Genomic DNA, 22,909 nt, shown 5'->3' with positions numbered 1-22,909 from the left:
GGCAAGACCACAAACCCCGCAGGACGCCCCTATCGCCCGTGGAATTCGGCGACCGCGCCCGACACCGCCTGCATCAGCGCCATGCGCTGCGGAATCGACGCGGTCGTGGTGCCCAGCATCACGACGATCGCATAGCGGGTGCCGTCGGGCGCGGTGGCGATGCCGATGTCGTTATAGCCCGCGGTCATGCCGTTGAGATCCTGGCCGGTGCCGGTCTTGTGGAGGAATTGCCAGCCGGCGGGCAGGCCGGCCTTCAGCCGCTGCGGCCCGCTGCGCGTCCGCGTCATCACGCCGAGCAGATAGTCGGTCGATTCGGGCGACAGCAAGGTGCCGCGCGCAAGGCGGGTCAGCGCGCTCGCGATCGCCGCGGGGCTCGCGCCGTCGATCGGGTCGGCGAGATATCTGTCCATCGCCGCCTGGCGCGTCGCCATCGGAAGCGCCGCGCGCGCGGTCTGGAAGTTGCGGCCGAGCGAATAGCTCTGCTGCCAGGTCAGCCCCGCAGTGGCGCTTTGCAGCAACCGCTCGCCGGGGCCGAAACGGATCGATCCCAGATCCTTCTTCGCGATGAAGGCGCGCACTGCATTGGGGCCGCCGACGGTGCGCAGCAGGCTGTCGTTCGCCAGATTGTCGCTATGCGTGATCGCGGTCTCGATGAGGTCGCGCACGCTCATCGTCACGCTGCCTTCCGAGCGCACGCGCGCGGCGAGCGGCTGGTGGAAGACCACCAGATCCTCGGGCCCGATGCGGACCTTCTGGTCGAGGCTGATCCGGCCGCTATCGACCGCGTCGAGGATGCTCATCGCCACCCACAGCTTCGATACGCTCTGTTGGGGGAAGAGGTCGGTGCCGCGCTGCGCGATCGCCCATTCGCCGTCGATGCGCTGGACCGCGATGCCGGTCTTGCCGGGAAAGGCGCGCCAGAGCGAAGCAATACGATCATTGAGGCCCGGAGCGGGACGACGAAAGCCGGGATCGAGCGTGCCGCGCGGTGGCGGGGCCGACGAGCGCACCGGCTCCCCGATCGGAACGGTGACCGCGCCCGGAGCGTGGGGCGCGGGCTGCGCCTGGCGCGGCGGCGGCGGCACCAGCGCCGCGCCGCTGACGCATCCTGCGAGCAACGTCGCGCCGATCGTCATGCCGAGCAGCGACCTGCCCGAAAACCGTAACTTCATTCCAACCCCGCGGCTGCGACCGTCTATATTGTCCCGACCCTTTTGGCCGCCCCCCTGCTCCCGCAGCCACAGGCGGCGGGCCAGCGATTTGCGACGAACGATTCCGCAGGCGCGATGAGCGGCGGGGCGGCAGCGATCAGGGGACGGGAGTCTGGCGGACGAGGCCCGGAAACAGCCGCTTCAGCGCCGCGAGCTTGGGCGCGTCCCAGCGGACGATATAGGGATTCGCAGGGTGGAGCCGCATGAAATTCTGGTGATAGGATTCGGCCGGATAAAAGCGCTTATAGGCTTCGATCGGGACGACGAGCCGCTTGGTATAATAGCCGCCCTTGCCGATCTGCGCGAGATAGGCGGTCGCGACCTGCCGCTGGGCCGCATCCATCGGCACGATCGCGGCGCGATATTGAGATCCGGCGTCGGGGCCCTGACGATTCTTCAGCGTCGGGTCGGCAACGACAGAGAACAGCACGCGCAGCAAGGTTCCATAGCTGACCTTGGTGGGATCATAGACGATCCGCACCGCCTCGGCATGGCCCGAGCTGCCGTCGTGGGTCAGTTCGTATTTCGCCGTCGCCGCGCTGCCGCCATGATAGCCCGCTTCGACCGAGATCACGCCCTTGACGTTGGAAAAGACGCCCTCGACGCCCCAGAAGCAGCCCCCGGCGAGCACCGCTGTGGCGCGCGTCGCGTTCACCGCGGGGTCATAGGCGGCGGCGGGCAGCTTGACGACATTCTCGGCCTGCGCGGGCGCGCATTGCGCGAGAAGCGGCGCCGCGAGCAACGCGGCGAACGCGCGCCGCATCGGCATTATAAGGGAAGCGCGAGCCCCGGATGCTGGAGCATCACGATCAGCCCGCCGATGGCGAAGCCGGCGAGCATGGTCGGAAACCAGTCGGAGCGAATCATGGTGAGCATGGGAGCCTCTTGTCATGTTTATCGTTTCGCGGGCGATGCCGCCCTGGTTACACCGAACGATATGGCGCGCCCCTTGCCGCCGTGCAGTGATGGCGATCACCTATAGGGACGAGGGCTTACCGAAGGGTGAACCGGATGGTTGTGCAAGGTTCAGCTTGCCCCCTCCCGCAGGCGGGAGGGGCAGCGAGACTTGGCAGCTCGCTGCCTAGTCGCAGCGGGGTGGGCATGACCTTGACGTCGCTGGCCCACCCCCGGCCCCTCCCGCCTGCGGGAGAGGAGACAGAGTCAGCTCAGCGCCGCGCAGGCCTGCTGGATGCGCACGCACGCTTCCTTGAGCGCCGCTTCGGAGGTCGCATAGGAAACACGGAAGGCCGGCGACAAGCCGAAAGCGCCGCCGTGCACCGCCGCGACGCGCGCGGCGTCGAGGAAATAGTCGATCAGCATCTCGTCATTCTCGATGACGTGGCCCGAAGGCGTCTTCTTGCCGATGCAGCCGCTCGCGTCGGGATAGACGTAGAAGGCGCCGTCGGGGACCGGACAGTTCAGGCCCGGCGCGTCGTTGAGCATCGCGACCACCATGTCGCGACGCTTTTTGAACGCGGCGTTGCGGTCGTCGAGGAACTGCTGCGGCCCGCCGAGCGCCGCCGCCGCCGCCGCCTGCGCGATCGAGCAGGGGTTCGAAGTCGACTGCGACTGGAGCTTGCCCATCGCCTTGATGATCCAGGCAGGGCCGCCGGCATAGCCGATGCGCCAGCCGGTCATCGCATAGGCCTTCGAACAGCCGTTGACGGTCAGGATACGATCGATCAGGTCGGGGCAGCGCTGCGCGAGCGTCGAGAAGGCGAAATCGGCGTACCAGACATGCTCGTACATATCGTCGGTCATTACCATCACGTGCGGATGACGGCGGATCACCTCGCCGATCGCGTCGAGCTCCTCGGGCGAGTAAGCGGCGCCCGACGGGTTGGACGGCGAGTTGAACATCACCCAGCGCGTCTTCTTCGTGATCGCCTGGTCGAGCTGCGCTGGAGTAATCTTGTAATTCTGCGCCGCCGTTCCCTCTACGATCACGGGCGTCCCGCCGCAGAAGGCGACGATGTCGGGATAGCTCACCCAATAGGGCGCGGGAATGATCACCTCGTCGCCCGCGTCGACTGTCGCGACGAGCGCGTTGAAGAGCGTATGCTTGCCGCCGACGTTGACCGTGATCTGGTCGAGGCCGTAGTCGAGGCCGTTGTCGCGGCGGAACTTGCCGCGGATCGCTTCCTTGAGCGCGATCGTGCCGTCGACCAGCGTATATTTGGTCTGGCCGTTGCGGATCGCCTCGATCGCCGCTTCCTTGACGAAATCGGGGGTGTCGAAATCGGGCTCGCCCGCCGAAAGGCCGATCACATCGACGCCTTCGGCCTTCAGCTTGGTCACGCGCGCGGTCATCGCGAGCGTCGCCGAGGGCTGGATGCGTTGGAGGGCGGCGGAGATATGCGGCTTCAGCGACATGGAGAGGCGGTCCTTCGCGAGCAAATGGACAGGAAATTGCGCGGGGCCGCGCCTAGAGCTTCCATCCGCAATTCGCAAGCGCGGCATGGGATAATTTACCTATGCAGGGCGAAGCTCAGCCTATCGCGGTAGCCGTACCGTCCACCAGCCGCGCCGGGATCAGGCCGCGCAGCGAATTGCCGAGGAAGAAGCCGCCCGCAAGGTCGGCGAGGCGCAGGTGCGATTCGACCGCGCGGCCTTTCTCGATCAGCTCGGCGCGCAGGACGCCCGGAAGCAGGCCGAGCGCCAGCGGCGGCGTCAGCAAGAGCCCGTCGCGCTCGACGAAGATATTGCTCCAGCTTCCCTCGGTGACGAAACCAGGCTCGTCGACGAACACCACCTCCGCGGTGCCCCGCGCGGCGCGCGCGGCGTCATAAGGCGCGCGCAAACTGGTCTTGTGCAGGGCGCGGAAATCGTCCGCCGCCATTGGCGCGGGACAGACCGCGACCGGCACCGGCAGTTCGGCAAGCCGTGGCAGCGACGACACCTCGACCGCGAGCGCGCCCGACCGCGCGAGCCGCATCCGCACCCGCGCCGCGCTGCGCAGACGGAAGGTCGCCGATTGCAGGCTATTGCGCGCGCCGTGCCGGTCGAACACGAAATCGAGCGCCGCGGCACTCGCCTTCATCCGCGCCAGATGGCCTTCGAGCCGCTGGACGCCCTCGACGGGATCGAAGAACATCGTTTCGATCAGGTCGAAGCTCTCGCCCGCTGCGCTCACAAATTCCCCCTTGGCCAGACATTCGCGCCATTCCTCGGCAGGCTGGCTGTCGGCGACGATTCCGGAACCGAGCCCCAGCGTGGCGCAAGCCGCGCTTTCCTGCAAGGGGCGCGTGGCGCAAGCCGCGCCGTCCCGCAAGTCCCCGTTCGGAAACACCAAAGTCCGGATCGCGACATTGAAGGCGGCATCGCCCCCCGCTTCGATGAAGCCGATCGAGCCCGTGTAGAGCCCGCGCGGTTCGATCTCCAGCGCGTCGATGATCTCCATCGCGCGCACCTTCGGCGCCCCCGTGATCGACCCGCAGGGAAAGGCGGCGCGCAACACATCGGCCGCCCCCGCGCCTTCGGGAAGCGCCGCCGACACGTCGGAGACGAGCTGGTGGATCGTCGGAAAGCTCTCGACGCGGAAGAGCTCGGGCACGGTCACCGTTCCCGGCACCGCGACGCGCGACAGGTCGTTGCGGATCAGGTCGACGATCATCAGATTTTCGGCGCGCTGCTTGGGGTCCTCGGCCAGTTCGCGCGCCACCGCGGCATCGGCGTCGGCGTCGGCACGCCGTTCGGCAGTCCCCTTCATCGGCCGCGCCATCACCTGCCCCTCGCGCAAAGCGAAGAAAAGCTCGGGCGACAGCGAGGCGACCGCCCGCTCGCCGGTCCACAGGAAACCGCCGTAGCCCGCCCGCGCGGTGCGCCGCAGCCGCGCATAGACGGCGAGCGGATCGCCGAGCAGCGGCACATCGGCGCGGAAGGTCAGGTTCGCCTGATAGATGTCGCCGGCGCGAATATAGGCGAGCACTTGCTCGACCGCGGCCAGATAGTCGGCGGGGTCGATGCGCGGGCGGGGCGCGCCGACCCACGCGGCGGCGGGATCGGGAAGCCATTCGGCGACGGCATCGGGCGCGATCCGCTCGACCGTCTCGAACAGGCCGAACCACGCAAGCGGAAGGTCGCCACCCGAATCGGCATCCCCCGCCCCGCCACGCCAAGCCGGCGCAAAGCCCCGGCCGGCTTCATAGGCGAGATAGCCTGCGACATGGAGCCCGCGCGCGCGCGCCGCATCGAGCGCATCAAGCAGCGCCCCCATGTCGCCGACGCGCGCCGCGACCAGCGTGCCGACCGGATGCCGGAACAGTCGCGCGGGCGCTGCGCCATCGCGACGCGCATCGTCGAGCAGGACGAAAGGCACAGCGCCTTCGCCGACGGCCAGCCGCTTCGCCATATCCGATGCCTGCCCGAAATCCGCCGGTGCCGGTCAGCGTTCGCGGCGGACGCGAATGGCGGGTCGTCCTTCGAGGCTGAGGAAATAGCTGCCGAGCGACGCCGTCTTGATCTGGATCTTCTGCCCCGGCCGCGGCGACAGCGCCATCCGACGGTCGTCGATCTGAAGCCAGACCGAACCGTCCGCCATCGCGATGCGATAGCGCCCGCCCTCGACCTGCGACGAGGAAGCGACGGTCGTGTCGATGCTCTTCACCTCATCTTCGTCATCGCCGCCGAAGATGCCGAGGTCGGGCAAGGTGAAGCCGAAAAGACCGCGCCGCGTCTTCTTCACCGTTTCGCGGTCGGCGAAGCTGATCTCGCGCTGGGTATCGGCGGTCTGCAACTCACCGACCTCGCGATCGAAGCAGGCAAGGCGCGCCGTCGGATCGGCGATGTCGCGGCAGTTATAGAGTTCCTGAATCTGGGCCGGACGCGGCGGCGGCTCCTTGTCCTTTGCGGCGGCGGGAGCGGCTGCGGCGACCGCGGCAAGAACAGCGAGCGGCGCGATCAGGCGCATGGACAGGTGCGGCATGGCGATCCCCTGGAAATTCGAACGCCCTTGCCTAGCCGCCGCGCCGCCGCGCCGCAAGCACGACCCCCGATTGCGATATGCGGCGGCGCTGCTTAGAGTGATGTCAGTAACGAGCATAGAAAGGACGAATCCCGGCCATGCCGAGCCCCCATGACTGGTCGCACGATTATCGCCATCCGACCGCATGGGATCAGCCCTTCGCTCCCCTCTCGCTTCCCGACATGCTCGCGGCGAGCGCCGCGCGCAAAGGCGATGCACCGATGCTCGATTTCATGGGGCGGCATTTTTCCTATGCCGAAGTCGCCGATGGCGTCGCGCGTGTCGCGCGCGGGCTGCAACAGCGCGGCATCGGCAAGGGAAGCCGCGTCGGGCTCTTCCTGCCCAATTTACCGCATTATGTCGCGGCCTATTATGGCGCGCTCGCCGCCGGGGCGACGGTGGTCAATTTCTCGCCGCTCTATACCGTCGCCGAGCTTGAGGCGCAGGTCGAGGATTCGGGCACCGACACGCTGGTCACGCTCAGCGCAACGGCGCTGTTGCCGACCGCGCTCGCGGTCCTCGACGGGTCGAGCCTCAAGCATCTTGTCGTCGGATCGATCGCGGGCGGACTGCCGCCCGCGAAGTCGGTTCTCTATCGATTGTTCAAGAAGAAAGAGGTCGCCGCGCTGCCCGCCGATCCGCGCATCATCCGCTTTTCGGCGCTCATCGCCAACGACGGGCGCCCCGACCCGGTGGCGATCGATGCGGAGCGGGACGTCGCGCTGATCCAATATACCGGCGGCACCACCGGAACGCCGAAGGGCGCGAAGCTGACGCACCAGAACCTCACCGCCAACGCGCGGCAGGTCAATGCGATCGACCCCGATCATGATGCCGGCGACCGCATCCTGGGGGTGCTGCCCTTCTTCCACGTCTTTGCGAACACCTGCGTCCTCAATCGCACGGTGCTCAACGGCGGGATGATCACGATGCTGCCGCGCTTCGACGCCAAGGCGGCGCTTGCGGCGATCACGCGGACCAAGGCGACCGCGCTGCCCGGCGTCCCGACCATGTATCAGGCGCTGCTCGACCATCCCGACCTCGCAAAGACCGACTTCTCCAGCTTGCGCGTCTGCATCTCGGGCGGGGCGCCGATGCCCGCCGAGCTGCGCGAGAAATTCATCGCCGCGACCGGCGCCTCGCTCGTCGAGGGCTATGGTCTCACCGAAAGCTCGGGCGTCGTCGCGACCAACCCCTATGACGGTCCGGTCAAGCCCGGCACGATCGGCCAGCCGATCCCCGCGACGCGCATCCGCCTGCTGAACCGCGACGATCCCACGCAGGATGCCGCGCCGGGCGAAGCGGGCGAGCTCGCGGTCAAGGGTCCCCAGATCATGCAGGGTTATTGGAACCGGCCCGAAGCGGATCGGGACAGCTTCACCGAAGACGGCTGGCTGCGCACCGGCGACGTCGCGGCGATCGACGCCGAGGGCTATATCCGCATCGTCGACCGGCTGAAGGACATGATCGCGGTCGGCGGCTTCAAAGTCTATCCGAGCGTGATCGAGGCGCATCTCCACGAACATCCCGCGGTCAAGGAGGCGATCGTCCTCGGCGTCCCCGACGCCTATCGCGGCGAGACGCCCAAGGCGTTCGTGACGCTGGAGGAAGGCTATGAGGTGTCGGGCGAAGCCCTCACCGCCTGGCTCAACGCCCGGCTCGGCAAGCATGAGCGGGTGAGCGCGGTCGAGGTGCGGAGCAATCTGCCCAAAACGATGATCGGCAAGCTCGACCGGAAGGCGCTCAGGGCAGAGGCGGGGGCCTGACAAACCTCGTCATTCCCGCGAAAGCGGGAACCCAGTGTGGAGTTTGCTGACGCACGCTCTGGGTTCCCGCTTTCGCGGGAATGACGAAGGGGGGATATGAATTGTTACAATGAGACATTGTAACCTCTGTCATGTTATGCCATATCAAACCCCGCAGTTGGACCAACGGAGAATCGGGTGACCCAAGTCGCCAGTCACAGCCATGCATGGCCGCGCCTCGGCGCGATGGTGCGGGCTGCGCGCGATTCGCGGCCGCTGACCTCGCTGTCGGGCGATCAGCTCGCGATGGGATTGTCGGGGCTTTGCCTCGTCCATTGCCTTGCCACGACGATCTTCTTCGCGTCGATCGCTTCGGTCGGCGGGGTGTTCCTCGAAAATCATCTCTTCCACGAGGTCGGCCTCGCCATCGCGATCGGTTTCGCGCTGGTAACGCTGGTTTCGGGGGTGCTCAGCCACGGCTATATGATGCCCTTCGGCGTCGGCTGCTTTGGGCTCGGGATGATGGCGGGGGCGCTGGCGCGGCCGCACGACGGCAGCGAAGTGCTGGCGACGATGATCGGCGTCGCGATCGTCGCGCTCGGCCACGATCTCAACCGCCGCGCGCGCCACTGATACGCATTGTCCGCAACTTGCGGGCCGCGCCCAAAGCGCCTACATTATCGTCATGGGCAAGCATGATCATGCGCATATCGAGGCCAGCGGCGCCTCGCTCGCCAGCGCGGCGCAAACCGCGCTCGAGGGCGCGGGCGAAGCCTGGACCGACATGCGCGCGCAGATTTTCGACGCCGTCGCCGAAATCGGCAAGCCCGCGAGCGCCTATGAGATCGCCGACATCGTGTCGCAGAAGCGCGGCAAGCGCGTCGCGCCGAACAGCGTCTATCGCATCCTCGACCTGTTCGTCGCGAATAACCTCGTCCGCCGGGTCGAGAGCGCCAACGCCTTCGTCGCGAACAGCCATCCGGGCTGCCTTCACGATTGTATCTTCCTGATCTGCGACAGTTGCGGCAGCGCGGTGCATATCGACAACGACAAGATTTCCGACGGCGTCCGCGCCGCCGCCGACGCGACGGGCTTTGCCGCCGAACGCCCGGTCATCGAAGTGCGCGGCAAATGCGCCGAGTGCCAATAGGTTGAGCGCGGCGGCGCTGCCGGCGGCACGCTGGTGGCACGCGGCACTGTTCCTCGGTTTCGGCGTCATTCTGGTCGGCTTGTGGCTCGGCCAGACCTTCCCGCAGGATAGTTTCGCTGCCGAGCCGGGCTATGGCGCGCCCGTCCTCGCCTTCGAATTCGCGGGCAGTCAGGACGATCTGATTGCCATATTCGGCCTCGATAGTGACGCGCGGCAGGTCGGTCGCCTCGCGATGATGCGGACGGGCAACGAGCGCGACTATCTCTATATGCTGCTCTACGCGGGCTTTCTCGGCTGCGGGTTGATCGCGCTGGCGCGGGAGACCGGGCTGAAGATCATCTCGTTCGCCGCGGCGCTACCCGTCCTTGCGATGCTCTGCGATGCGAGGGAGAATTGGCTTCTCTTCGATATCCAGGCGGCTTTCACCGCCGGCGATTATTCGCCCGCGATGGCGAGCCTGCCTCATCCGGTCGCTGCGAAATTCGTGCTGCTCGCGCTCACCAATGTCGCGATCGGGCTGGCGCTGGCACGGCTCGGCGGGCGCTGGTGGACGCTCGCGGGAACGCTCGTGATCGTCGCCTGCGTGCCCGCGCTGATGGCGATCGCCCTCCCCGCGCGCTACGGCTGGACGCTGCTCGCGGCGACCGGCGGCGGCTGGATCGCGCTGCTCGGCACCGCGGCGATCGCATGTTGGCGCGCGTTCGCACAAAAGCGGCCGTTGGTCGAAGCCGAACCGCCCGAGGTGCTTCAGCGACCCGTTCCGGCCCGTCCCGCGCCAGGGCGCCCGACCTTCGGCCGGCGCCGCTCCTGACCCCTCTTCCCGTCGCGGCGATGCGGGTCTAGGGAGGCCGGCGAATCCTGCCACAAGGGGGAAAGGCTGCACCCATGAACACCGTCATCATCCGCGAGGACGACCTCGTCGAAACGATCGCCGACGCGCTCCAGTACATCAGCTATTTCCACCCGATGGACTATATCCGCGCGCTCGGCGCCGCCTATGAGCGCGAGGTGTCGCCCGCCGCGAAAGACGCAATGGCGCAGATTCTCTCGAACAGCCGGATGTGCGCGGAGGGGCATCGGCCGATCTGTCAGGATACCGGCATCGTCACCGTCTTCATCAAATGGGGCATGGACTGCCGCCTCGACAGCGCCCGCAGCCTGCAACAGGTCGTCGATGAGGGCGTGCGCAAGGCCTATCTGCATCCCGATAACAAGCTGCGCGCCTCGATCCTCGCCGATCCGGCGTTCAGCCGCGTCAATACGAAGGACAACACGCCCTCGGTCCTCAATGTCGAGATGGTACCGGGCGACAAGGTCCATATCGACGTCGCCGCGAAGGGCGGCGGCAGCGAGAACAAGTCGAAGTTCAAGATGCTGAACCCCAGCGACTCGATCGTCGACTGGGTGCTCGACATGGTGCCCCAGATGGGCGCCGGCTGGTGCCCGCCCGGCATGCTCGGCATCGGCATCGGCGGCACCGCGGAAAAGGCGATGCTGCTCGCCAAGCAATCGCTGATGGATCCGATCGACATGACCGAATTGCTCGCACGCGGGCCGTCGTCGCCGATCGAGGAATTGCGCGTCGAACTGTATGAAAAGGTCAACGCGCTCGGCATCGGCGCGCAGGGGCTCGGCGGCCTCGCCACCGTGCTCGACATCAAGATCAGGGACTGGCCGACCCACGCCGCGTCGAAGCCGGTCGCGATGATCCCGAACTGCGCCGCGACGCGCCACGCGCATGTCACGCTCGACGGCAGCGGACCGGCCTTCCTCGAACCGCCGGTGCTCGCCGACTATCCGCAGATCGACTGGACGCCCGACAAGGCCGCGATCCGCGTCAACCTCGACACGCTGACGCCCGCGGTCGTTGCAAGCTGGAAGCAGGGCGACCGCATCCTCCTCAATGGCAGGATGCTCACCGGCCGCGACGCCGCGCACAAGCGCATCGCCGACATGCTCGCGAAGGGCGAGGAGCTGCCCGTCGAGTTCAAGGGCCGCGTCATCTATTATGTCGGCCCGGTCGACCCGGTCGGCGAGGAAATCGTCGGCCCCGCGGGGCCGACCACGGCAACGCGCATGGACAAGTTCATGGATATGATGCTGGAGCAGGGCCTGCTCGCTTGCGTCGGCAAGGCCGAGCGCGGTCCCGCCGCGACCCAGGCGATCGCGAAGCACAAGAGCGCCTATCTGATGGCGGTCGGCGGCGCCGCCTATCTGGTCGCGCGCGCGATCAAGGGCTCAAAGGTCGTCGGCTTCGCCGACCTCGGCATGGAGGCGATCTACGAATTCGAGGTCAAGGACTTCCCCGTCACCGTCGCGGTCGACAGCGAAGGCCAGAACGTCCACGTCAACGCGCCGCTGGTGTGGCAGAAAAGGATCAAGGACGAGGGGCTGCTGGAGAAGGCGTAACCTCCCTGATCTTCGTCACCCCGGACTTGATCCGGGGGGTATAGTGATCGTGGGAATAAATTATTCGGATGACCACAGATCAGGATTTCGGCTGGAAGCGAGAGATTGCCGCCATCCGTGGGAAGGCGCATGTGCGTTCCAGCTTTCGCTCGTCAGTTGGTAAAGTCATCCAAGGCTAACGAAACAGCATCAAAACATGGAACGAAATTCTTTAGAAGCCTAGATATAGCCTTACTTATCTCTTCGACGTCCTGAACATCATTGATAGATATGCTATTGTCCTTCAAGAATTTTGAGTATTTTTTCCCTTCATTGGACGCGGTTTTTTGAAACCGAATTTGCGGTATTCCCTTTTCTGCCGCGACGGCTTGAATTGCTTCGATCAGCTTTTTTCGCAATTCAAAATTCTGAAGAGGACCAATCTCGGCGACCAAGCGCACGGAGCCTTCCGTTCCTTTATCGCTCTGAAATAGCTGCATCCAGCAGATCAGCGGATAACCCGACCACCAATTTTCGCATCCGGTCCAAGAATGCCCATTTTTGCTAAGTGCTTCATACCAATTCAATGGCAGGAAACTAAACTGCTCCCCGCCGCTCCAAAAGCTAACGAGGCTGATTTTTCCGGCTTTGACTACGGCCCCATCGCCCCAGTCATCTCCGAAAACTTCATCGCGGGCGAGCAGGAAGTTTGTCGATGATCCATAATCCCATATAAAATCAAGAACTTTGCGGTGTTGGCGGTATAGCGAACGGGCTAACTGTTCCATCTGGTCCCGTTCTTCACTCATGCCCGCCGCCTCTCTGATAATTTCGATATAGTGTTCGATAAAAATTCGAACTTGTTGTGCGAGGGACTGCCCCTCTGCATCTATTACGCGAGGCAGCAGGTCGCAGATTGCATCATACCCGATTGACGCATAGCTGGCATCTTCGGGGTCTTCATCGTGCAGGGTCAGGAATATCCCCTTGATGTCCAGCCGCCCTTCTTCCGGTTCGAATGCAGTCCTGACCTTTTCAACGTATCTCGCAAGCTGTCCGCTATGCTGGGACGAATGGAATTTATTCTCGACTATGAAGGCCCAGTTGTTCCGGCGGGAAAGTAGGAAGAGGTCAATGTGCTGCCATTCGCGACGCACCTCCATGTCGCGAAGATCAGCTTGGACGATATCGATTGCAGTCGGACAGCCTTTTGCACTCTCGCCCTTCATAGCTTCAGCTAGGAATGCCCTCAAAAAGCGGTCACCTAGGCCATGCGTTTCCGATGGATCGAGCAGCCAGCCGAGAATATTCGAATGGCGGACCTCCATACTTTCCATCCGCATGACACGAATAGGGTTGAAGCGATTGAGATATATTTCTAGGCGATCGATGTCGGTGTTATTAACAAATAGGTTTTCCAGATCGGCATGGCTGGGGTGTTGGACTATTTCAGTCATGAGAGAATCTTCGGCCCGCTGTTTATCATGGTGATGGGTTCGGACAACTTATCCGGCCGATCAGTATCATTGCGAATTGCCTGCGCTGCAAGTGTCGCCCGGAGATAATTTCAATCGTCGGGGAGCAAACCAACGTCGTTAGCATTTAGGGCGCTGGCAAATTTGGTGAGCCGATCCCGGTATTGATTTTGGTCCATAGAAGCCAATTCGATTATCTGGCCGGTGGCTGGAACTTTAAGAATCAAGGAATTGCCCTCAGCTTCGAGAGATAGCGGCGCATCCGCTGCCCCGAATTCATTGTGATGCGCAAGCAAGCTGAATTGCTCGCCCCGGCGAACGCCAGTGATTGCTTTTGTCGTCTGCTTCAATTTCCCGGCGTTGTAATCTAGCAGGGATGCGGTGACGCTGCCGTTGATATTCCCGCCGCTCGCTTCGACAATCTGCAACTGGATAAGGGCGTTCTCGTCACCGCCCACATAGGAACCGGAATAGTCTGGTTCCGATATGCCGCACCCTGCCAGCATCAAGCCAAAAGCGACCGGAAAAAATTGCCGAAACATGCGCACCTCCGCTGCCATTCGATCAGTCGGAATTAGCGGGAAAACCTTAATATGATGGATATATCCAGTGGTTTTATATCCTTCAAATACTGTCCATCATGCCCATGCAAGGGCGGAAACTTGTCGGGCAAAACTTGAAGCGCGTTCGCGTTGCCCAAGCTGTTTCGCAAGAGCAGCTTGCCTTCGATGCTGGCGTTGATCGCTCCTATCTCGGCGGCATCGAACGCGGGGAGGAAAATCCGAGCGTCGATACGCTGGAGAAAATCGCCCGCATATTGGGCATCGAATTGCTCGAATTTTTCCAGCCGGTGAATGACGCTGGCCAGCAAAAGGGATTGCGGCCCGGTCGGAAGCCCGCCAGCTAGACCAACTGGGCCACAACCCGTGCTAGCTGTGGCGACAGGCGGCAAGCACCATCTTTGCGCAAGATGAAATCGGCCCCGGTGAACGTGCGGGATTGCACAAAATCCAATATGGCGGCGTCAACGCGAGGGCGTTCCGGTTCCAGCATGTCGAGAATATAGCTGGCGCTGGTTCGCTTTTGCCGGTGCATGATGCCGAGAAGCGGGCTGTAGCCATCGGCGATGGCTATGACCTGCAATTTGCTGTGTATGACCGCATAGCCATAGTTGAGCATGGCGTTAATCGGGTCGGTAGCTCGGCGATTTTCCGGTTTGCATTCGTGGACCGAACTGCGACCCCGATAGGTCAGCCAGCTATCCGGCACCGGATATCGTTTCGAGATTTTCCATTGCGGACGCAGGTGCCGCCAAGCGCGAAAATAGAGCGAGGCGCATTCGCCCTCAATCGCTCGCACCTGCTGTAAATCGTCCAGTGGCCTCCCAAGCTCCGCAATCCCGCGTTCGGCCCTCGCGATAGCGGCATCGGTATCCACGGTTTGCGGCAAATGCCCCGAAAGGGTGGCGATGCTGTTCCTCAGCTTCCCCGCGATCAAATCTTGCACGAACGCCATGCGCCGTTTCGGGCAGGCCAATGTTTCGCGTTGCCAGTCGATCTTGGTTTGATCCGCAGCAAAGCCATCGCCGCTCGCCACAATTGCCACGTCGCCGGAAGCCTTGATCCGGGCGAGCGCAATGGATTGCTCGGCCAGCCAATCCAGCACGTCGAAGGATAGCGAGCCGCTGCCGTCCAAAAGGACAATGATACGCGGCAATTCCAAATCGCCTTTGAAATAGCGACGGCATTCCTGCTTTTGGGGATAATGGGTGAACCCATGTTTGATAATCAGCGCGCCTTTTTCGACGCGAAGGGAATTGCCGTGACCGGCCAATATCAGCGAATTGGAATTGCGTTCGCGAAGCCGTCGCGGCTTTTGCAATTCCTCCAATTCGGCAAGCCAGTTTTCGGCGCGAATTGCCCATTCGTCGGCAACGTCGCGGGCGTGAATATTGGCAGCATATAGCATTCACGATTTTTAGCAGAATCGCGTGTAATTGTCGCTGGAATTAACCTGTTTTCTGGGCGTTAAATGCACATATTCGACCCTAATTCTCCGCTCAGGACCAATTGGCAAAACGCTGATGACGTGGCCTTTGCCGCGTGGGAATCGGCGGGCCATGAACATCGGGAAAAATATCGAGATAGCGGTCAATCGCCTGCTCGATCAAAGTGGCTGGAACGCGAGCGGCTTGGAATATTGACGGATGCCTTAGCAGACGGCGAATTCATCGCTTTGGGCATTTCACCGGATGACAATTCTCTCGATATTCGAGAAATTCCCCAAAATCTGTTCTTGTCGGCAGAATTGGAAATTGATGCCGTTGTTTCGGCAATAGGGGGCTTGGGCCGTGAATTCCGCGATGTCCGAATTTGCCGTGCGCCGCCTGCAAATCCTTTGGAAGCATCGAAGGCAAACTCTTCGGGTCGTCCCACCCTGATAATGATAGCGAAAGTTGCATGGGACGCTTTGAAATCGGCAAATCCCAATTTTCTAAACGTGCCTAAATCGACGCAAAACATCGAGATTCAGGAAATGGCGGCGACGATGTTTCCGGCGCAATTTCCCGGCAAATGCAGAATTGGCGAAAGCACAATCCGGCGTCATCGCAGGACGCATCCCGATCTGTTCACCTGATCGAAACAGACCATAATCATTTGAGCAATTTCGGACTCTCCTAACGGCCCCGGCAACGGCCGCAAGCTCCCAGAAGTGCAGCGAATGATTCGCTGCGAAGTAGGGAGTCTAACGTGGCCAGAACACGAGATTTTCGTGCAGAATATCGGCGCCGCATTGCCAATGCGGCCAAGCGCGGTTTGAGCCGGTCACAGGCGCGAGGCCATGCGCGCGCCAACGAAGCGCCAGTCCGATCAACGCCTATTGCCGGTGACAAACGGCTAGAGGACGCCCTGAAACTATTGCGGCAGACCGGCAATCAGGGCCGCGCGGCTAAGGAGTTTGGCATATCGGCGGAACGCTTCCGCCGCTTCCTGCGCGCCAACGGCCTTGCCGAACGGCAGGGTCGGAAATGGACGATTACCGATAATCGCACCCGCCATATGACTGTGATTACCGGCGGCGAGGCGCTCAAGACGGACTTGCGGGATTTTCCGCAATCGTCGCTCAACAGCCAGCATCTAAACGCGGTGCAAGCCTTTCTGCGCACCAACGACATAGATTTGCTGCGTCCTTTCGAGGGTCAATCTGTGATCGACGCCAAAGGCACGGCGCACCTGCTCGAAACCGACCCGAACGCTCTCTACCGCCTCGCTCACGCCGGAGGCGAGGCGTTCCATGAAGTTTACCGGCTCAACGTGTGAGAACGGACATGACAGACAAGGAACTTGCCCGCGAAATTCGGAAACAGCGCCGCTTGGAAAAGCTGGGCAGCAACTCGCCATTGTGCGGCGATTGCGGCGAAGCCGACTGGCGATGTTTGGAATTGCATCATGTCGCCGATTTTGGATGCGACGATGGCACCGTCATCCTGTGCCGGAATTGCCATCGCAAGGTGAGCGATGAGCAAAAGGATCATCCGGCGTTCGATCCCGATGCTGATCCCATGCTGCACGCCATCGGTCGCTTCCTGCTCGGGCTGGCTGATTTGCTCAGGCTCGCAATCGAAAAGCTGACGGCATTCGGCCTCGCACTGTGTCCGCCGTCAGCACCAATGGCGCATATTTGAGGTTGTGATTTAAGGAGGATTTGGGCTTCGTCGTAGTGACGAAGGAACGAAGATGAAGCCCAAATCCTCCTTGAAAAAATCGGCGCCGAAGGCCCCAGCTGAGCGGGTGGTGAAGGACATACGGCGTGCGACGCGCCGGCACTTCTCTGCAGAGGACAAAATCAGGATCGTGCTGGAGGGGCTGCGCGGCGAAGACAGCATCGCCGAGCTGTGCCGCAAGGAAGGCATCGCCCAGAGCCTGTATTACACCTGGTCGAAGGAGTTCATGGAAGCGGGCAAGCGTCGTCTGGCCGGCGATACCGCCCGAGCTGCGACCACCGGCGAGGTGCACGACCTGCGCCGCGAAGCCCGTGCCCTGAAGGAATGCGTGGCCGACCTGACGCTGGAAAACCGTCTGCTCAAAAAAAGCATGATCGCGGATGGGGGCGACGAAGAATGAGGTATCCCGCATCTGAGAAGCTCGAGATCATCAGGATCGTCGAGCAGTCGCATCTGCCCGCCAAGCGGACGCTGGACCAGCTCGGCATCCCCCGCCGGACCTTCTATCGATGGTATGACCGCTACCTCGAAGGCGGGCCGGAGGCGCTGGAGGATCGGCCATCGGCGCCGAGCCGGGTGTGGAATCGCATCGGCAACGATATCCGGGACCAGATCGTCGAGATGGCGCTGGAGACGACCGAGCTATCCCCTCGCGAACTGGCGGTGCGGTTCACCGACGAGAGGCGCTACTTCGTGTCGGAAGCCACGGTTTACCGCCTGCTCAAGGCCCATGATCTGATCACCAGTCCGGCCTATGTCGTGGTCAAGGCCGCCGATGCGTTCCACACCAAGACCACCCGACCGAACGAGATGTGGCAGACCGATTTTACCTACTTCAAGATCATCGGGTGGGGCTGGCTGTACCTGTCAACCGTGCTCGACGACTTCTCACGCTACATCATTGCCTGGAAGCTGTGCACCACCATGCGGGCCGAGGACGTCACCGACACGCTGGACCTCGCCCTGGCGGCTTCCGGATGTGACAGCGCCACGGTGCTGCACAAACCCCGACTGCTCAGCGACAACGGCCCGAGCTACATCGCTGGGGAACTGGCCGAATATATCGAGGCCAACAAGATGACCCATGTCCGCGGTGCCCCGATGCATCCGCAGACCCAGGGCAAGATCGAGCGCTGGCACCAGACCCTCAAAAACCGCATCCTGCTCGAAAACTACTTCCTGCCTGGCGAACTTGAAGCCCAGATCGAGGCCTTCATCGACCATTATAATCACCGCCGATACCACGAGAGCCTCGGCAACGTGACGCCTGCTGACGCCTACTTCGGCAGGGCACCCGCCATCATCAAACAGCGCGAAAGGATCAAACGACAGACTATCGAATATCGGCGCTTGCAGCACCGAAAGCTCGCCGCCTAATATCAATCCCAAGACGAGGCCCGCTCTCCGCTAATTTACGCCACGAGTTGCGCCAAATGTTCTGACGACGGACATAGCACTCGCGATCGATTGCATTGGTCCACATTCCATGTTGGCAATTAATGCACGATGCCATATAACTTTTTAACTGACCCACTCCGTCTTTACGATCTTCTCGTTTCGTTCCTTCTCGCTTTGTTTCTATAATTACTTGGATATTTTCCTGCGTATGCGGCACTCCCGGCGCAAATATCGCCAGATCAACTCGTTTTGTTGACGAGCCAACTTTGATTTTGAACTCAACTTCAATTTGCTCTCGCTGATAATTATATTCCAGAACCAAGCTCATTTCGACGTTCTGGCGGACGTACTCCTCTGGAGTATCGTTCATTAAGCGACCTGTGATGAAATCGACCACCTTGCCGTCGGGGATGACCTTGAGAGCGGCGGCGGCGGCCCCTACGTCCATGATTTGCTGCCCCGTCATAGCTGCTTATCCTCCCAGCGCTGTTCGCCACCGCGTAGCGGCGCCGTCGGTGCATCGCAAGCTGGAGCGGTGACCTATGGAGAGTCGTGCGAATGATTCCCCTCATTTTTGTTGCAAAACCGATGCTTATGGACAGACCGCGCCTATCGCAGATTGTCGAATATGAGACTGTCCTTGGCCTTATAGGGAAGCGGTGGCGTTCAAAGAGACGCAACGAAGCAGGTTTTGGCTCATGGGCTGGGTATGAATGCTCGCCGGACCAACAAGCCGCTCAAGAAATGAGCGATTCGGGTGCCGCCGAACGAGGTTTGCCGAGACGGTGTGGTCAGCAGCGATAATTCCGGCGGCAATCACTATACCCCCCGGACTTGATCCGGGGTCCCGCTTTCACTGTCACTGAGCAGGACCCCGGATCAAGTCCGGGGTGACGAGGAAGCTATGCGGGCGTGCAAAAGCGAGTTAGGCACCGGGCGACAAGGGAGAGCGCCATGGCAAAGAGCGAAGCGATCGATCTTCACTCCCCTCTTTCGCCCGAGGCGATCGCGCACAAGCTGAAGGCGATCATGGCCGACCCCATGGACGGCGCGAAGGCGCGGGTGTTCGGGAGCGGCGATCAATATGTGATGCGGCTGCGCTATGCGCGCCGCAATGTGCAGAATGCGATGGCGCCCGAACTCGAAGCCTCGATGGAGCCCTATGCGGGCGGGACGCGCATCACCGGCACGCTCGGGCGATCGACCGCGGGGCGGCTGTTTCCCTACATCTGGTTCGGCTTCCTCTCGATTTTCGTGATCGTCGGCGCGGCGATCGTCTGGTTCGTTCCCGGCACGCTGCTGTTCGGCGCGATCTTTACCGGCATTCCGATGTTGATGATGGTGATGGGCGCCGCCGCGATGCGCGTGGGCGGCGACGGATCGAAGGACCGCGAGGAAATCCTGGCCTTTCTGCGCCGCGAACTCGATGCCCGGCCGATCTGAAGGAGAAGGGAGCATGGCCGAAGACCTCAACGGCGTCGCACACGTCATTTTGACCGCGGGCGATTTCGCGCGCTCTACGGCCTTCTGGCGCGATGTCATCGCGTGGCTCGGGCTCAAGAAAGTGCTCGACAGCGAACATATGCTCTATGGTGTCGGCGGACGCACCGCGATCGGCATCCGCCCGCCAGGTCCCGACCATGTCGGCAAGCGCTTCGATCAAGGTGCACCGGGGCTGCATCATGCGTGTTTCCGTATGCGCGACCGCGCGGCGGTCGATCGAATCCACGATTTCCTGAAAGACCGGGGCGACATCCATATCGTCCATGGCCCGCAGGAGGAGCCGTGGGCGCCCGGCTATTATTCGATCCTGTTCGAGGATCCCGATGGCATCCGCGTCGAATTCAACCATGTCCCCGGCAACGGCCTGCTCGCTGAAGGACAGGAAATCGGCGGCGCCGGGATATTCGATGACGGTTAGAATCCATAGACCAAGGTGAAGCGCGTCAGCGTATCGACCGTCTCGATCCCCGGCGGCGGACGGGTATCGATATCGGCCGAATAGGAAAAGCGCGCCGACAGCGCGCCGGTCAGCTTCGCATTGAGCGCGGTCAGCGAACTGGTGACGCTGTTGTGCTGGCCGATGATCGTCGAAGCGGTCTGCGTCAGGCGCAGGGTCGGCGACAGGTTCCAGCCGAAATCGAGCCCCGCGAGCCCGGTCAGCTCGCTTTCGCTCTGTCCGCGGCCGGGCAGATAGTCGGTCTGGCGCCACGCCGGCCCCGCCTTCAGGTTCAGCGTCATCGCCTTGTTCGCGATCACCTTGTATCCCATGCCCGCCGATGCGTTCCAGCGATTGCCGAAACCCAGGATGCGGTCGCGCTCCCAGCGGCCCAGACCATAGGCGAAGGCGCGGTCGCTGACCTTTATCTGCGGCTCATATTCGACCAGATAGCGCTCCATCGACGTGCTGCCGTTCGTCCGCTGATAATCGGCCTGGGCACGAAAGCGCTGGTCCCAGTCGATCCCCTTGCGATTGAGCGCCAGTCCGAGGCTTAGCCCCGTCGAGCTGGTGTTACCGCTGCTCTGCGACGCGCCGATCTGCCCCTCGCCCTTCCAGTTCTGCCAGAATTTCGCCGCGGCGAGCTTGGCGCGCGCCGCGTCGGCCGCCGCTTTCTTCTCCGCGGTCCGCCTGGCGCGATAATCGACGAGCATCGCGTCGATGTCGGCGATCCGTTCGGGGTTGGTCTTCTTCGCGAGCGCGCCCACCGCCTCGACGTCGCCGTCCTTCCTGGTCGCCATCGCCGCCGCCAGCATCTGCCGGATCGGGTCGGGCTCCGGCTTGCTTTCGTGCTGTGCCTGCCAGGCGGCAAGAATCGCCTCGATCTCGCCCACCGATTTGGGGTTGGTCGCCTTTGCCAGCGACACGACGATTTCGATATCCTTGCGCTCGCCGCTCGCGAGCGCGGCATCGATCATCGCGCGCACCGGATCGGGCAAGGGCCGCGGCAGTTCCTCCAATACCCCTGCGGTCAGCGGGACGATCAGCGCGGGCAGCGCCGGATCGGGCACGGACGCGAACGCCGGCGGGGCGCCAGCGGCGATCAGGAGAGCGGGGGCCAACAGGCCGGGCGCGATGAAGCGGGGGAGAGCTGTCATCGAAAGGATCCTTCGCTGGGGCGGGGGGCTTCGTGCGATCGGCCGACGGACCCATACCGCGGCGCGCGGGCCTTATAGACGCAATTTCGCTGGCAATTCCACCCCACACGCCCCATTTGCGATGCTATGTGGATCGCGATCATCGCCATTTTCTGCGCCGGTGTCGGCAATTTCGCGATGCACCGCGCCTTCATGGAAAGCGACGACCCGCTGATCCGGCAGATGGTCCAGCCGCTCGCCGAACGCGCGGGGCCGAACATCACCTATCTCTTCGAATATCTGCTGCTCGTCGGCGCGATGGCGATCGCGACGCGTAACTGGTTCACCGGCCTGCTGCTCTATGGCCTTTACACCATCTTCAACGCGATGGCGTTCAGCTGGGTCATGCACCGGCCGCGATAGATGGCCTCACGCAAAGGCGCGAAGGAAGCGGGCTCACACAAAGACACAAAGAGGGCGCAAGCCTCGCTGAAGTAGCCTGCCGCCGCAGGCGGCTATTGATAAATGCGCTTCGCGCGGAAGTTCGAGCGGGGCCGGTTCAATGCCCCACCCTCTTTGTGTCTTTGTGTGAGACGTCTTCTTCTTTGCGTCTTCGCGCCTTTGCGTGAGATTATCCGTCACGCCACGCCGTGATACCACCAGACGCCGTCGCGGTTCTCACGCTTGACGCGGCCCTCGACCTCCAGCCGCTTGAGGTGCGCGAAGGCTTCGCCGGTGGCGAGGCCCTGATTGTGGCTGCCGATCGGGCGGTTGAAGAGCAAGGGAAAGCTGTCGACCGCGCGCAGCGGCGCTTTCGCGGCGGCTTCGGCGAGGTTGTAGAGCCGCATGCGATGCTCGTCGCGCAGCGCCATCAGGCGAACGTGCAGTCCCTTGAAGGGCTCGCCATGCGCAGGGCAGACGATCACGTCCGCCGGGATGGTCGCGAGCAATTTGTCGATCGAGGCGAGCCATTCTCCGAGCGGATCGGCATCGGGTTCGGTGATGTTGACCGACACGTTCGAGCTGATCCGCGGCAGTACCTGATCGCCCGACACCAGCACGCCCTCACGCTCGTTCCACAGGCACGCATGTTCGGGGCTGTGCCCCGACCCGGTAACGACGCGCCAGCGATGCGCCCCCATGTCGAGGACGTCGCCGTCCTTGATTCGCGCGTAGCTGCGCGGCAGCGGAAAGACCATCATGCCGAAGCGACCCCAGCCCTCCGCCTTCTGCCGCTCGATCGCTTCCTCGTCCCAGCCCGCGGCGCGCGACTGCACCAGCGCCTCCTCGGGCGTGGTGTCGCTCGTATCGGCGACGATCGTACGCGCGGTCAGCATCTCGCCGCGCGTCATCCACAACTTGACGCCCTGCTTCTTCGCGATCCAGCCCGCGAGGCCGATATGGTCGGGGTGCAGGTGGGTGCCGAAGACGCGGGTGATCCGCTTGTCCGCAAGCGCGCCGGCGTACAGCGCCTTCCACGCGTCCGAACAGATCGTCAGGCAGATGCCGGTGTCGACGACCGCGACCCCCTCGCCCGCCGCATCGGCGTCGTCGAGCAGCCAACTGTTGATATGGCCGAGCGAGCCGGGCATCGGCAGCCGCGCCCAGCTGATGCCATCGGCGATGCGGATCGTCTCGCCCGCCCCGGGCGCCGCCTCGCCCCACGGGTAAGTGAGGCCGGCGTGGCTCGTCGCGGTGAAGCTGTCGTCCTGGGTCAGCGATGCGTCGGGAGAACCGCTGGCCGCGGGGATATTGTCGTCGTCGCCCGCGCCCGCCATCG

24 protein-coding genes are annotated in these 22,909 nt (G+C 62.9%); 13 read left to right on the top strand and 11 right to left on the bottom strand.

Annotation, left to right across the window (positions count from 1 at the left end; all coding sequences use genetic code 11):
• Window positions 1-29: 29 nt before the first annotated feature.
• The 5 genes from bla to ACVENA_RS01700 all read right to left on the bottom strand — a co-directional run bounded on the left by bla (window position 30) and on the right by ACVENA_RS01700 (window position 6,135).
• A complete protein-coding gene (gene bla, locus ACVENA_RS01720) occupies window positions 30-1,172 on the bottom strand; it encodes a class A beta-lactamase (RefSeq protein WP_449327373.1) in 1,143 nt (380 codons plus the stop codon).
• A gap of 136 nt (window positions 1,173-1,308) precedes the next feature.
• A complete protein-coding gene (gene msrA / locus ACVENA_RS01715) occupies window positions 1,309-1,974 on the bottom strand; it encodes a peptide-methionine (S)-S-oxide reductase MsrA (RefSeq protein ID WP_449328881.1) in 666 nt (221 codons plus the stop codon).
• A gap of 398 nt (window positions 1,975-2,372) precedes the next feature.
• The gene (locus ACVENA_RS01710) at window positions 2,373-3,584 is read right to left on the bottom strand and encodes a pyridoxal phosphate-dependent aminotransferase (RefSeq protein ID WP_449327372.1); all 1,212 of its coding nucleotides are present in this window, start codon (window positions 3,582-3,584) and stop codon (window positions 2,373-2,375) included.
• Window positions 3,585-3,699: 115 nt separating this feature from the next.
• Entirely contained in the window at window positions 3,700-5,562 is a 1,863-nt protein-coding gene (gene pabB, locus ACVENA_RS01705) for an aminodeoxychorismate synthase component I (RefSeq protein ID WP_449327371.1), read from the bottom strand.
• A 33-nt stretch (window positions 5,563-5,595) separates the two neighbouring features.
• A complete protein-coding gene (locus ACVENA_RS01700; protein WP_257547788.1) occupies window positions 5,596-6,135 on the bottom strand; it encodes a hypothetical protein in 540 nt (179 codons plus the stop codon).
• Between the two features lie 137 nt (window positions 6,136-6,272).
• Between ACVENA_RS01700 and ACVENA_RS01695 the strand changes: the two genes are divergently transcribed.
• From ACVENA_RS01695 to ACVENA_RS01675, 5 genes are all read left to right on the top strand, one after another.
• Entirely contained in the window at window positions 6,273-7,940 is a 1,668-nt protein-coding gene (locus tag ACVENA_RS01695) for an AMP-binding protein (protein WP_449327370.1), read from the top strand.
• A 177-nt stretch (window positions 7,941-8,117) separates the two neighbouring features.
• On the top strand, window positions 8,118-8,552 hold the full coding sequence (locus tag ACVENA_RS01690) for a MerC domain-containing protein (protein WP_257547786.1): 435 nt from the start codon (window positions 8,118-8,120) through the stop codon (window positions 8,550-8,552).
• Between the two features lie 52 nt (window positions 8,553-8,604).
• Entirely contained in the window at window positions 8,605-9,069 is a 465-nt protein-coding gene (locus ACVENA_RS01685) for a Fur family transcriptional regulator (protein ID WP_257547785.1), read from the top strand.
• Between the two features lies 1 nt (window position 9,070).
• On the top strand, window positions 9,071-9,880 hold the full coding sequence (locus tag ACVENA_RS01680) for a hypothetical protein (protein WP_449327369.1): 810 nt from the start codon (window positions 9,071-9,073) through the stop codon (window positions 9,878-9,880).
• 74 nt (window positions 9,881-9,954) lie between these two features.
• Window positions 9,955-11,478, top strand: a complete 1,524-nt coding sequence (locus tag ACVENA_RS01675) for a fumarate hydratase (RefSeq protein WP_449327368.1) — start codon at window positions 9,955-9,957, stop codon at window positions 11,476-11,478.
• Between the two features lie 152 nt (window positions 11,479-11,630).
• Here ACVENA_RS01675 and ACVENA_RS01670 read toward each other — a convergent pair whose 3' ends face one another.
• A complete protein-coding gene (locus ACVENA_RS01670; protein ID WP_257543886.1) occupies window positions 11,631-12,914 on the bottom strand; it encodes a PDDEXK-like family protein in 1,284 nt (427 codons plus the stop codon).
• Window positions 12,915-13,024: 110 nt separating this feature from the next.
• Window positions 13,025-13,492, bottom strand: coding sequence for a hypothetical protein (locus ACVENA_RS01665; RefSeq protein ID WP_449327367.1), 468 nt, complete (start codon window positions 13,490-13,492; stop codon window positions 13,025-13,027).
• Between the two features lie 80 nt (window positions 13,493-13,572).
• Between ACVENA_RS01665 and ACVENA_RS01660 the strand changes: the two genes are divergently transcribed.
• Window positions 13,573-13,839 (top strand): helix-turn-helix domain-containing protein, encoded by a 267-nt coding sequence (locus ACVENA_RS01660; protein ID WP_306996771.1) that lies wholly within the window; start codon window positions 13,573-13,575, stop codon window positions 13,837-13,839.
• Here ACVENA_RS01660 and cas1 read toward each other — a convergent pair.
• Window positions 13,836-14,900 carry a CRISPR-associated endonuclease Cas1 gene (cas1, locus tag ACVENA_RS01655; protein ID WP_449327366.1) on the bottom strand — a complete coding sequence of 355 codons (1,065 nt, stop codon included), beginning with the start codon at window positions 14,898-14,900 and terminating at the stop codon, window positions 13,836-13,838. The genes ACVENA_RS01660 and cas1 overlap by 4 nt on opposite strands.
• A 63-nt stretch (window positions 14,901-14,963) precedes the next feature.
• Between cas1 and ACVENA_RS01650 the strand changes: the two genes are divergently transcribed.
• The 4 genes from ACVENA_RS01650 to ACVENA_RS01635 all read left to right on the top strand — a co-directional run bounded on the left by ACVENA_RS01650 (window position 14,964) and on the right by ACVENA_RS01635 (window position 18,033).
• Complete coding sequence (locus ACVENA_RS01650; RefSeq protein ID WP_449327365.1) at window positions 14,964-15,569, top strand: hypothetical protein; 606 nt, start codon at window positions 14,964-14,966, stop codon at window positions 15,567-15,569.
• Between the two features lie 113 nt (window positions 15,570-15,682).
• Window positions 15,683-16,252, top strand: a complete 570-nt coding sequence (locus ACVENA_RS01645) for a hypothetical protein (RefSeq protein ID WP_449327364.1) — start codon at window positions 15,683-15,685, stop codon at window positions 16,250-16,252.
• Window positions 16,253-16,260: 8 nt separating this feature from the next.
• Window positions 16,261-16,617, top strand: coding sequence for a hypothetical protein (locus ACVENA_RS01640; protein ID WP_449327363.1), 357 nt, complete (start codon window positions 16,261-16,263; stop codon window positions 16,615-16,617).
• A gap of 52 nt (window positions 16,618-16,669) precedes the next feature.
• Window positions 16,670-18,033 (top strand): IS3 family transposase gene (locus tag ACVENA_RS01635; RefSeq protein ID WP_257546647.1). Its coding sequence is split into 2 segments (ribosomal slippage): window positions 16,670-17,017 and window positions 17,020-18,033, totalling 1,362 coding nucleotides; the frame shifts between segments, so codons are not numbered across the junction.
• Here the strand turns inward: ACVENA_RS01635 and ACVENA_RS01630 are convergent.
• Entirely contained in the window at window positions 17,990-18,520 is a 531-nt protein-coding gene (locus ACVENA_RS01630; protein WP_449327362.1) for a type I restriction enzyme HsdR N-terminal domain-containing protein, read from the bottom strand. The two genes, ACVENA_RS01635 and ACVENA_RS01630, sit on opposite strands and share 44 nt — an antisense overlap.
• A 488-nt stretch (window positions 18,521-19,008) precedes the next feature.
• On the opposite strand from ACVENA_RS01630, the gene ACVENA_RS01625 reads away from it, so the two are divergent.
• Both ACVENA_RS01625 and ACVENA_RS01620 read left to right on the top strand, forming a co-directional pair.
• Window positions 19,009-19,497: a hypothetical protein gene (locus ACVENA_RS01625; protein WP_449327361.1), complete on the top strand. Its 489-nt coding sequence runs from the start codon at window positions 19,009-19,011 to the stop codon at window positions 19,495-19,497.
• Between the two features lie 13 nt (window positions 19,498-19,510).
• Window positions 19,511-19,975 carry a VOC family protein gene (locus tag ACVENA_RS01620; RefSeq protein ID WP_449327360.1) on the top strand — a complete coding sequence of 155 codons (465 nt, stop codon included), beginning with the start codon at window positions 19,511-19,513 and terminating at the stop codon, window positions 19,973-19,975.
• On the opposite strand, the gene ACVENA_RS01615 is transcribed toward ACVENA_RS01620, so the two are convergent.
• Complete coding sequence (locus tag ACVENA_RS01615) at window positions 19,972-21,150, bottom strand: DUF481 domain-containing protein (protein ID WP_449327359.1); 1,179 nt, start codon at window positions 21,148-21,150, stop codon at window positions 19,972-19,974. The genes ACVENA_RS01620 and ACVENA_RS01615 overlap by 4 nt on opposite strands.
• 126 nt (window positions 21,151-21,276) lie before the next feature.
• Between ACVENA_RS01615 and ACVENA_RS01610 the strand changes: the two genes are divergently transcribed.
• Window positions 21,277-21,552 (top strand): hypothetical protein, encoded by a 276-nt coding sequence (locus tag ACVENA_RS01610; RefSeq protein WP_449327358.1) that lies wholly within the window; start codon window positions 21,277-21,279, stop codon window positions 21,550-21,552.
• A 215-nt stretch (window positions 21,553-21,767) separates the two neighbouring features.
• On the opposite strand, the gene ACVENA_RS01605 is transcribed toward ACVENA_RS01610, so the two are convergent.
• The gene (locus ACVENA_RS01605; protein WP_257547776.1) at window positions 21,768-22,907 is read right to left on the bottom strand and encodes an MBL fold metallo-hydrolase; all 1,140 of its coding nucleotides are present in this window, start codon (window positions 22,905-22,907) and stop codon (window positions 21,768-21,770) included.
• Window positions 22,908-22,909 lie beyond the last annotated feature (2 nt).

This window comes from Sphingopyxis sp. 550A, assembly GCF_053569535.1.
This window is presented reverse-complemented; position numbering and strand designations above follow the sequence as displayed.

Excerpts from the sequence above, each read along its gene's own strand:
- bla (WP_449327373.1), bottom strand. The coding sequence starts at position 1,172 with ATGAAGTTACGGTTTTCGGGCAGGTCGCTGCTCGGCATGACGATCGGC.
- msrA (WP_449328881.1), bottom strand. The coding sequence starts at position 1,974 with ATGCGGCGCGCGTTCGCCGCGTTGCTCGCGGCGCCGCTTCTCGCGCAA.
- ACVENA_RS01710 (WP_449327372.1), bottom strand. The coding sequence starts at position 3,584 with ATGTCGCTGAAGCCGCATATCTCCGCCGCCCTCCAACGCATCCAGCCC.
- pabB (WP_449327371.1), bottom strand. The coding sequence starts at position 5,562 with ATGGCGAAGCGGCTGGCCGTCGGCGAAGGCGCTGTGCCTTTCGTCCTG.
- ACVENA_RS01700 (WP_257547788.1), bottom strand. The coding sequence starts at position 6,135 with ATGCCGCACCTGTCCATGCGCCTGATCGCGCCGCTCGCTGTTCTTGCC.
- ACVENA_RS01695 (WP_449327370.1), top strand. The coding sequence starts at position 6,273 with ATGCCGAGCCCCCATGACTGGTCGCACGATTATCGCCATCCGACCGCA.
- ACVENA_RS01685 (WP_257547785.1), top strand. The coding sequence starts at position 8,605 with ATGGGCAAGCATGATCATGCGCATATCGAGGCCAGCGGCGCCTCGCTC.
- ACVENA_RS01675 (WP_449327368.1), top strand. The coding sequence starts at position 9,955 with ATGAACACCGTCATCATCCGCGAGGACGACCTCGTCGAAACGATCGCC.
- ACVENA_RS01670 (WP_257543886.1), bottom strand. The coding sequence starts at position 12,914 with ATGACTGAAATAGTCCAACACCCCAGCCATGCCGATCTGGAAAACCTA.
- ACVENA_RS01665 (WP_449327367.1), bottom strand. The coding sequence starts at position 13,492 with ATGGCAGCGGAGGTGCGCATGTTTCGGCAATTTTTTCCGGTCGCTTTT.
- ACVENA_RS01660 (WP_306996771.1), top strand. The coding sequence starts at position 13,573 with ATGCCCATGCAAGGGCGGAAACTTGTCGGGCAAAACTTGAAGCGCGTT.
- cas1 (WP_449327366.1), bottom strand. The coding sequence starts at position 14,900 with ATGCTATATGCTGCCAATATTCACGCCCGCGACGTTGCCGACGAATGG.
- ACVENA_RS01650 (WP_449327365.1), top strand. The coding sequence starts at position 14,964 with ATGCACATATTCGACCCTAATTCTCCGCTCAGGACCAATTGGCAAAAC.
- ACVENA_RS01640 (WP_449327363.1), top strand. The coding sequence starts at position 16,261 with ATGACAGACAAGGAACTTGCCCGCGAAATTCGGAAACAGCGCCGCTTG.
- ACVENA_RS01630 (WP_449327362.1), bottom strand. The coding sequence starts at position 18,520 with ATGACGGGGCAGCAAATCATGGACGTAGGGGCCGCCGCCGCCGCTCTC.
- ACVENA_RS01625 (WP_449327361.1), top strand. The coding sequence starts at position 19,009 with ATGGCAAAGAGCGAAGCGATCGATCTTCACTCCCCTCTTTCGCCCGAG.
- ACVENA_RS01620 (WP_449327360.1), top strand. The coding sequence starts at position 19,511 with ATGGCCGAAGACCTCAACGGCGTCGCACACGTCATTTTGACCGCGGGC.
- ACVENA_RS01615 (WP_449327359.1), bottom strand. The coding sequence starts at position 21,150 with ATGACAGCTCTCCCCCGCTTCATCGCGCCCGGCCTGTTGGCCCCCGCT.
- ACVENA_RS01610 (WP_449327358.1), top strand. The coding sequence starts at position 21,277 with ATGTGGATCGCGATCATCGCCATTTTCTGCGCCGGTGTCGGCAATTTC.
- ACVENA_RS01605 (WP_257547776.1), bottom strand. The coding sequence starts at position 22,907 with ATGGCGGGCGCGGGCGACGACGACAATATCCCCGCGGCCAGCGGTTCT.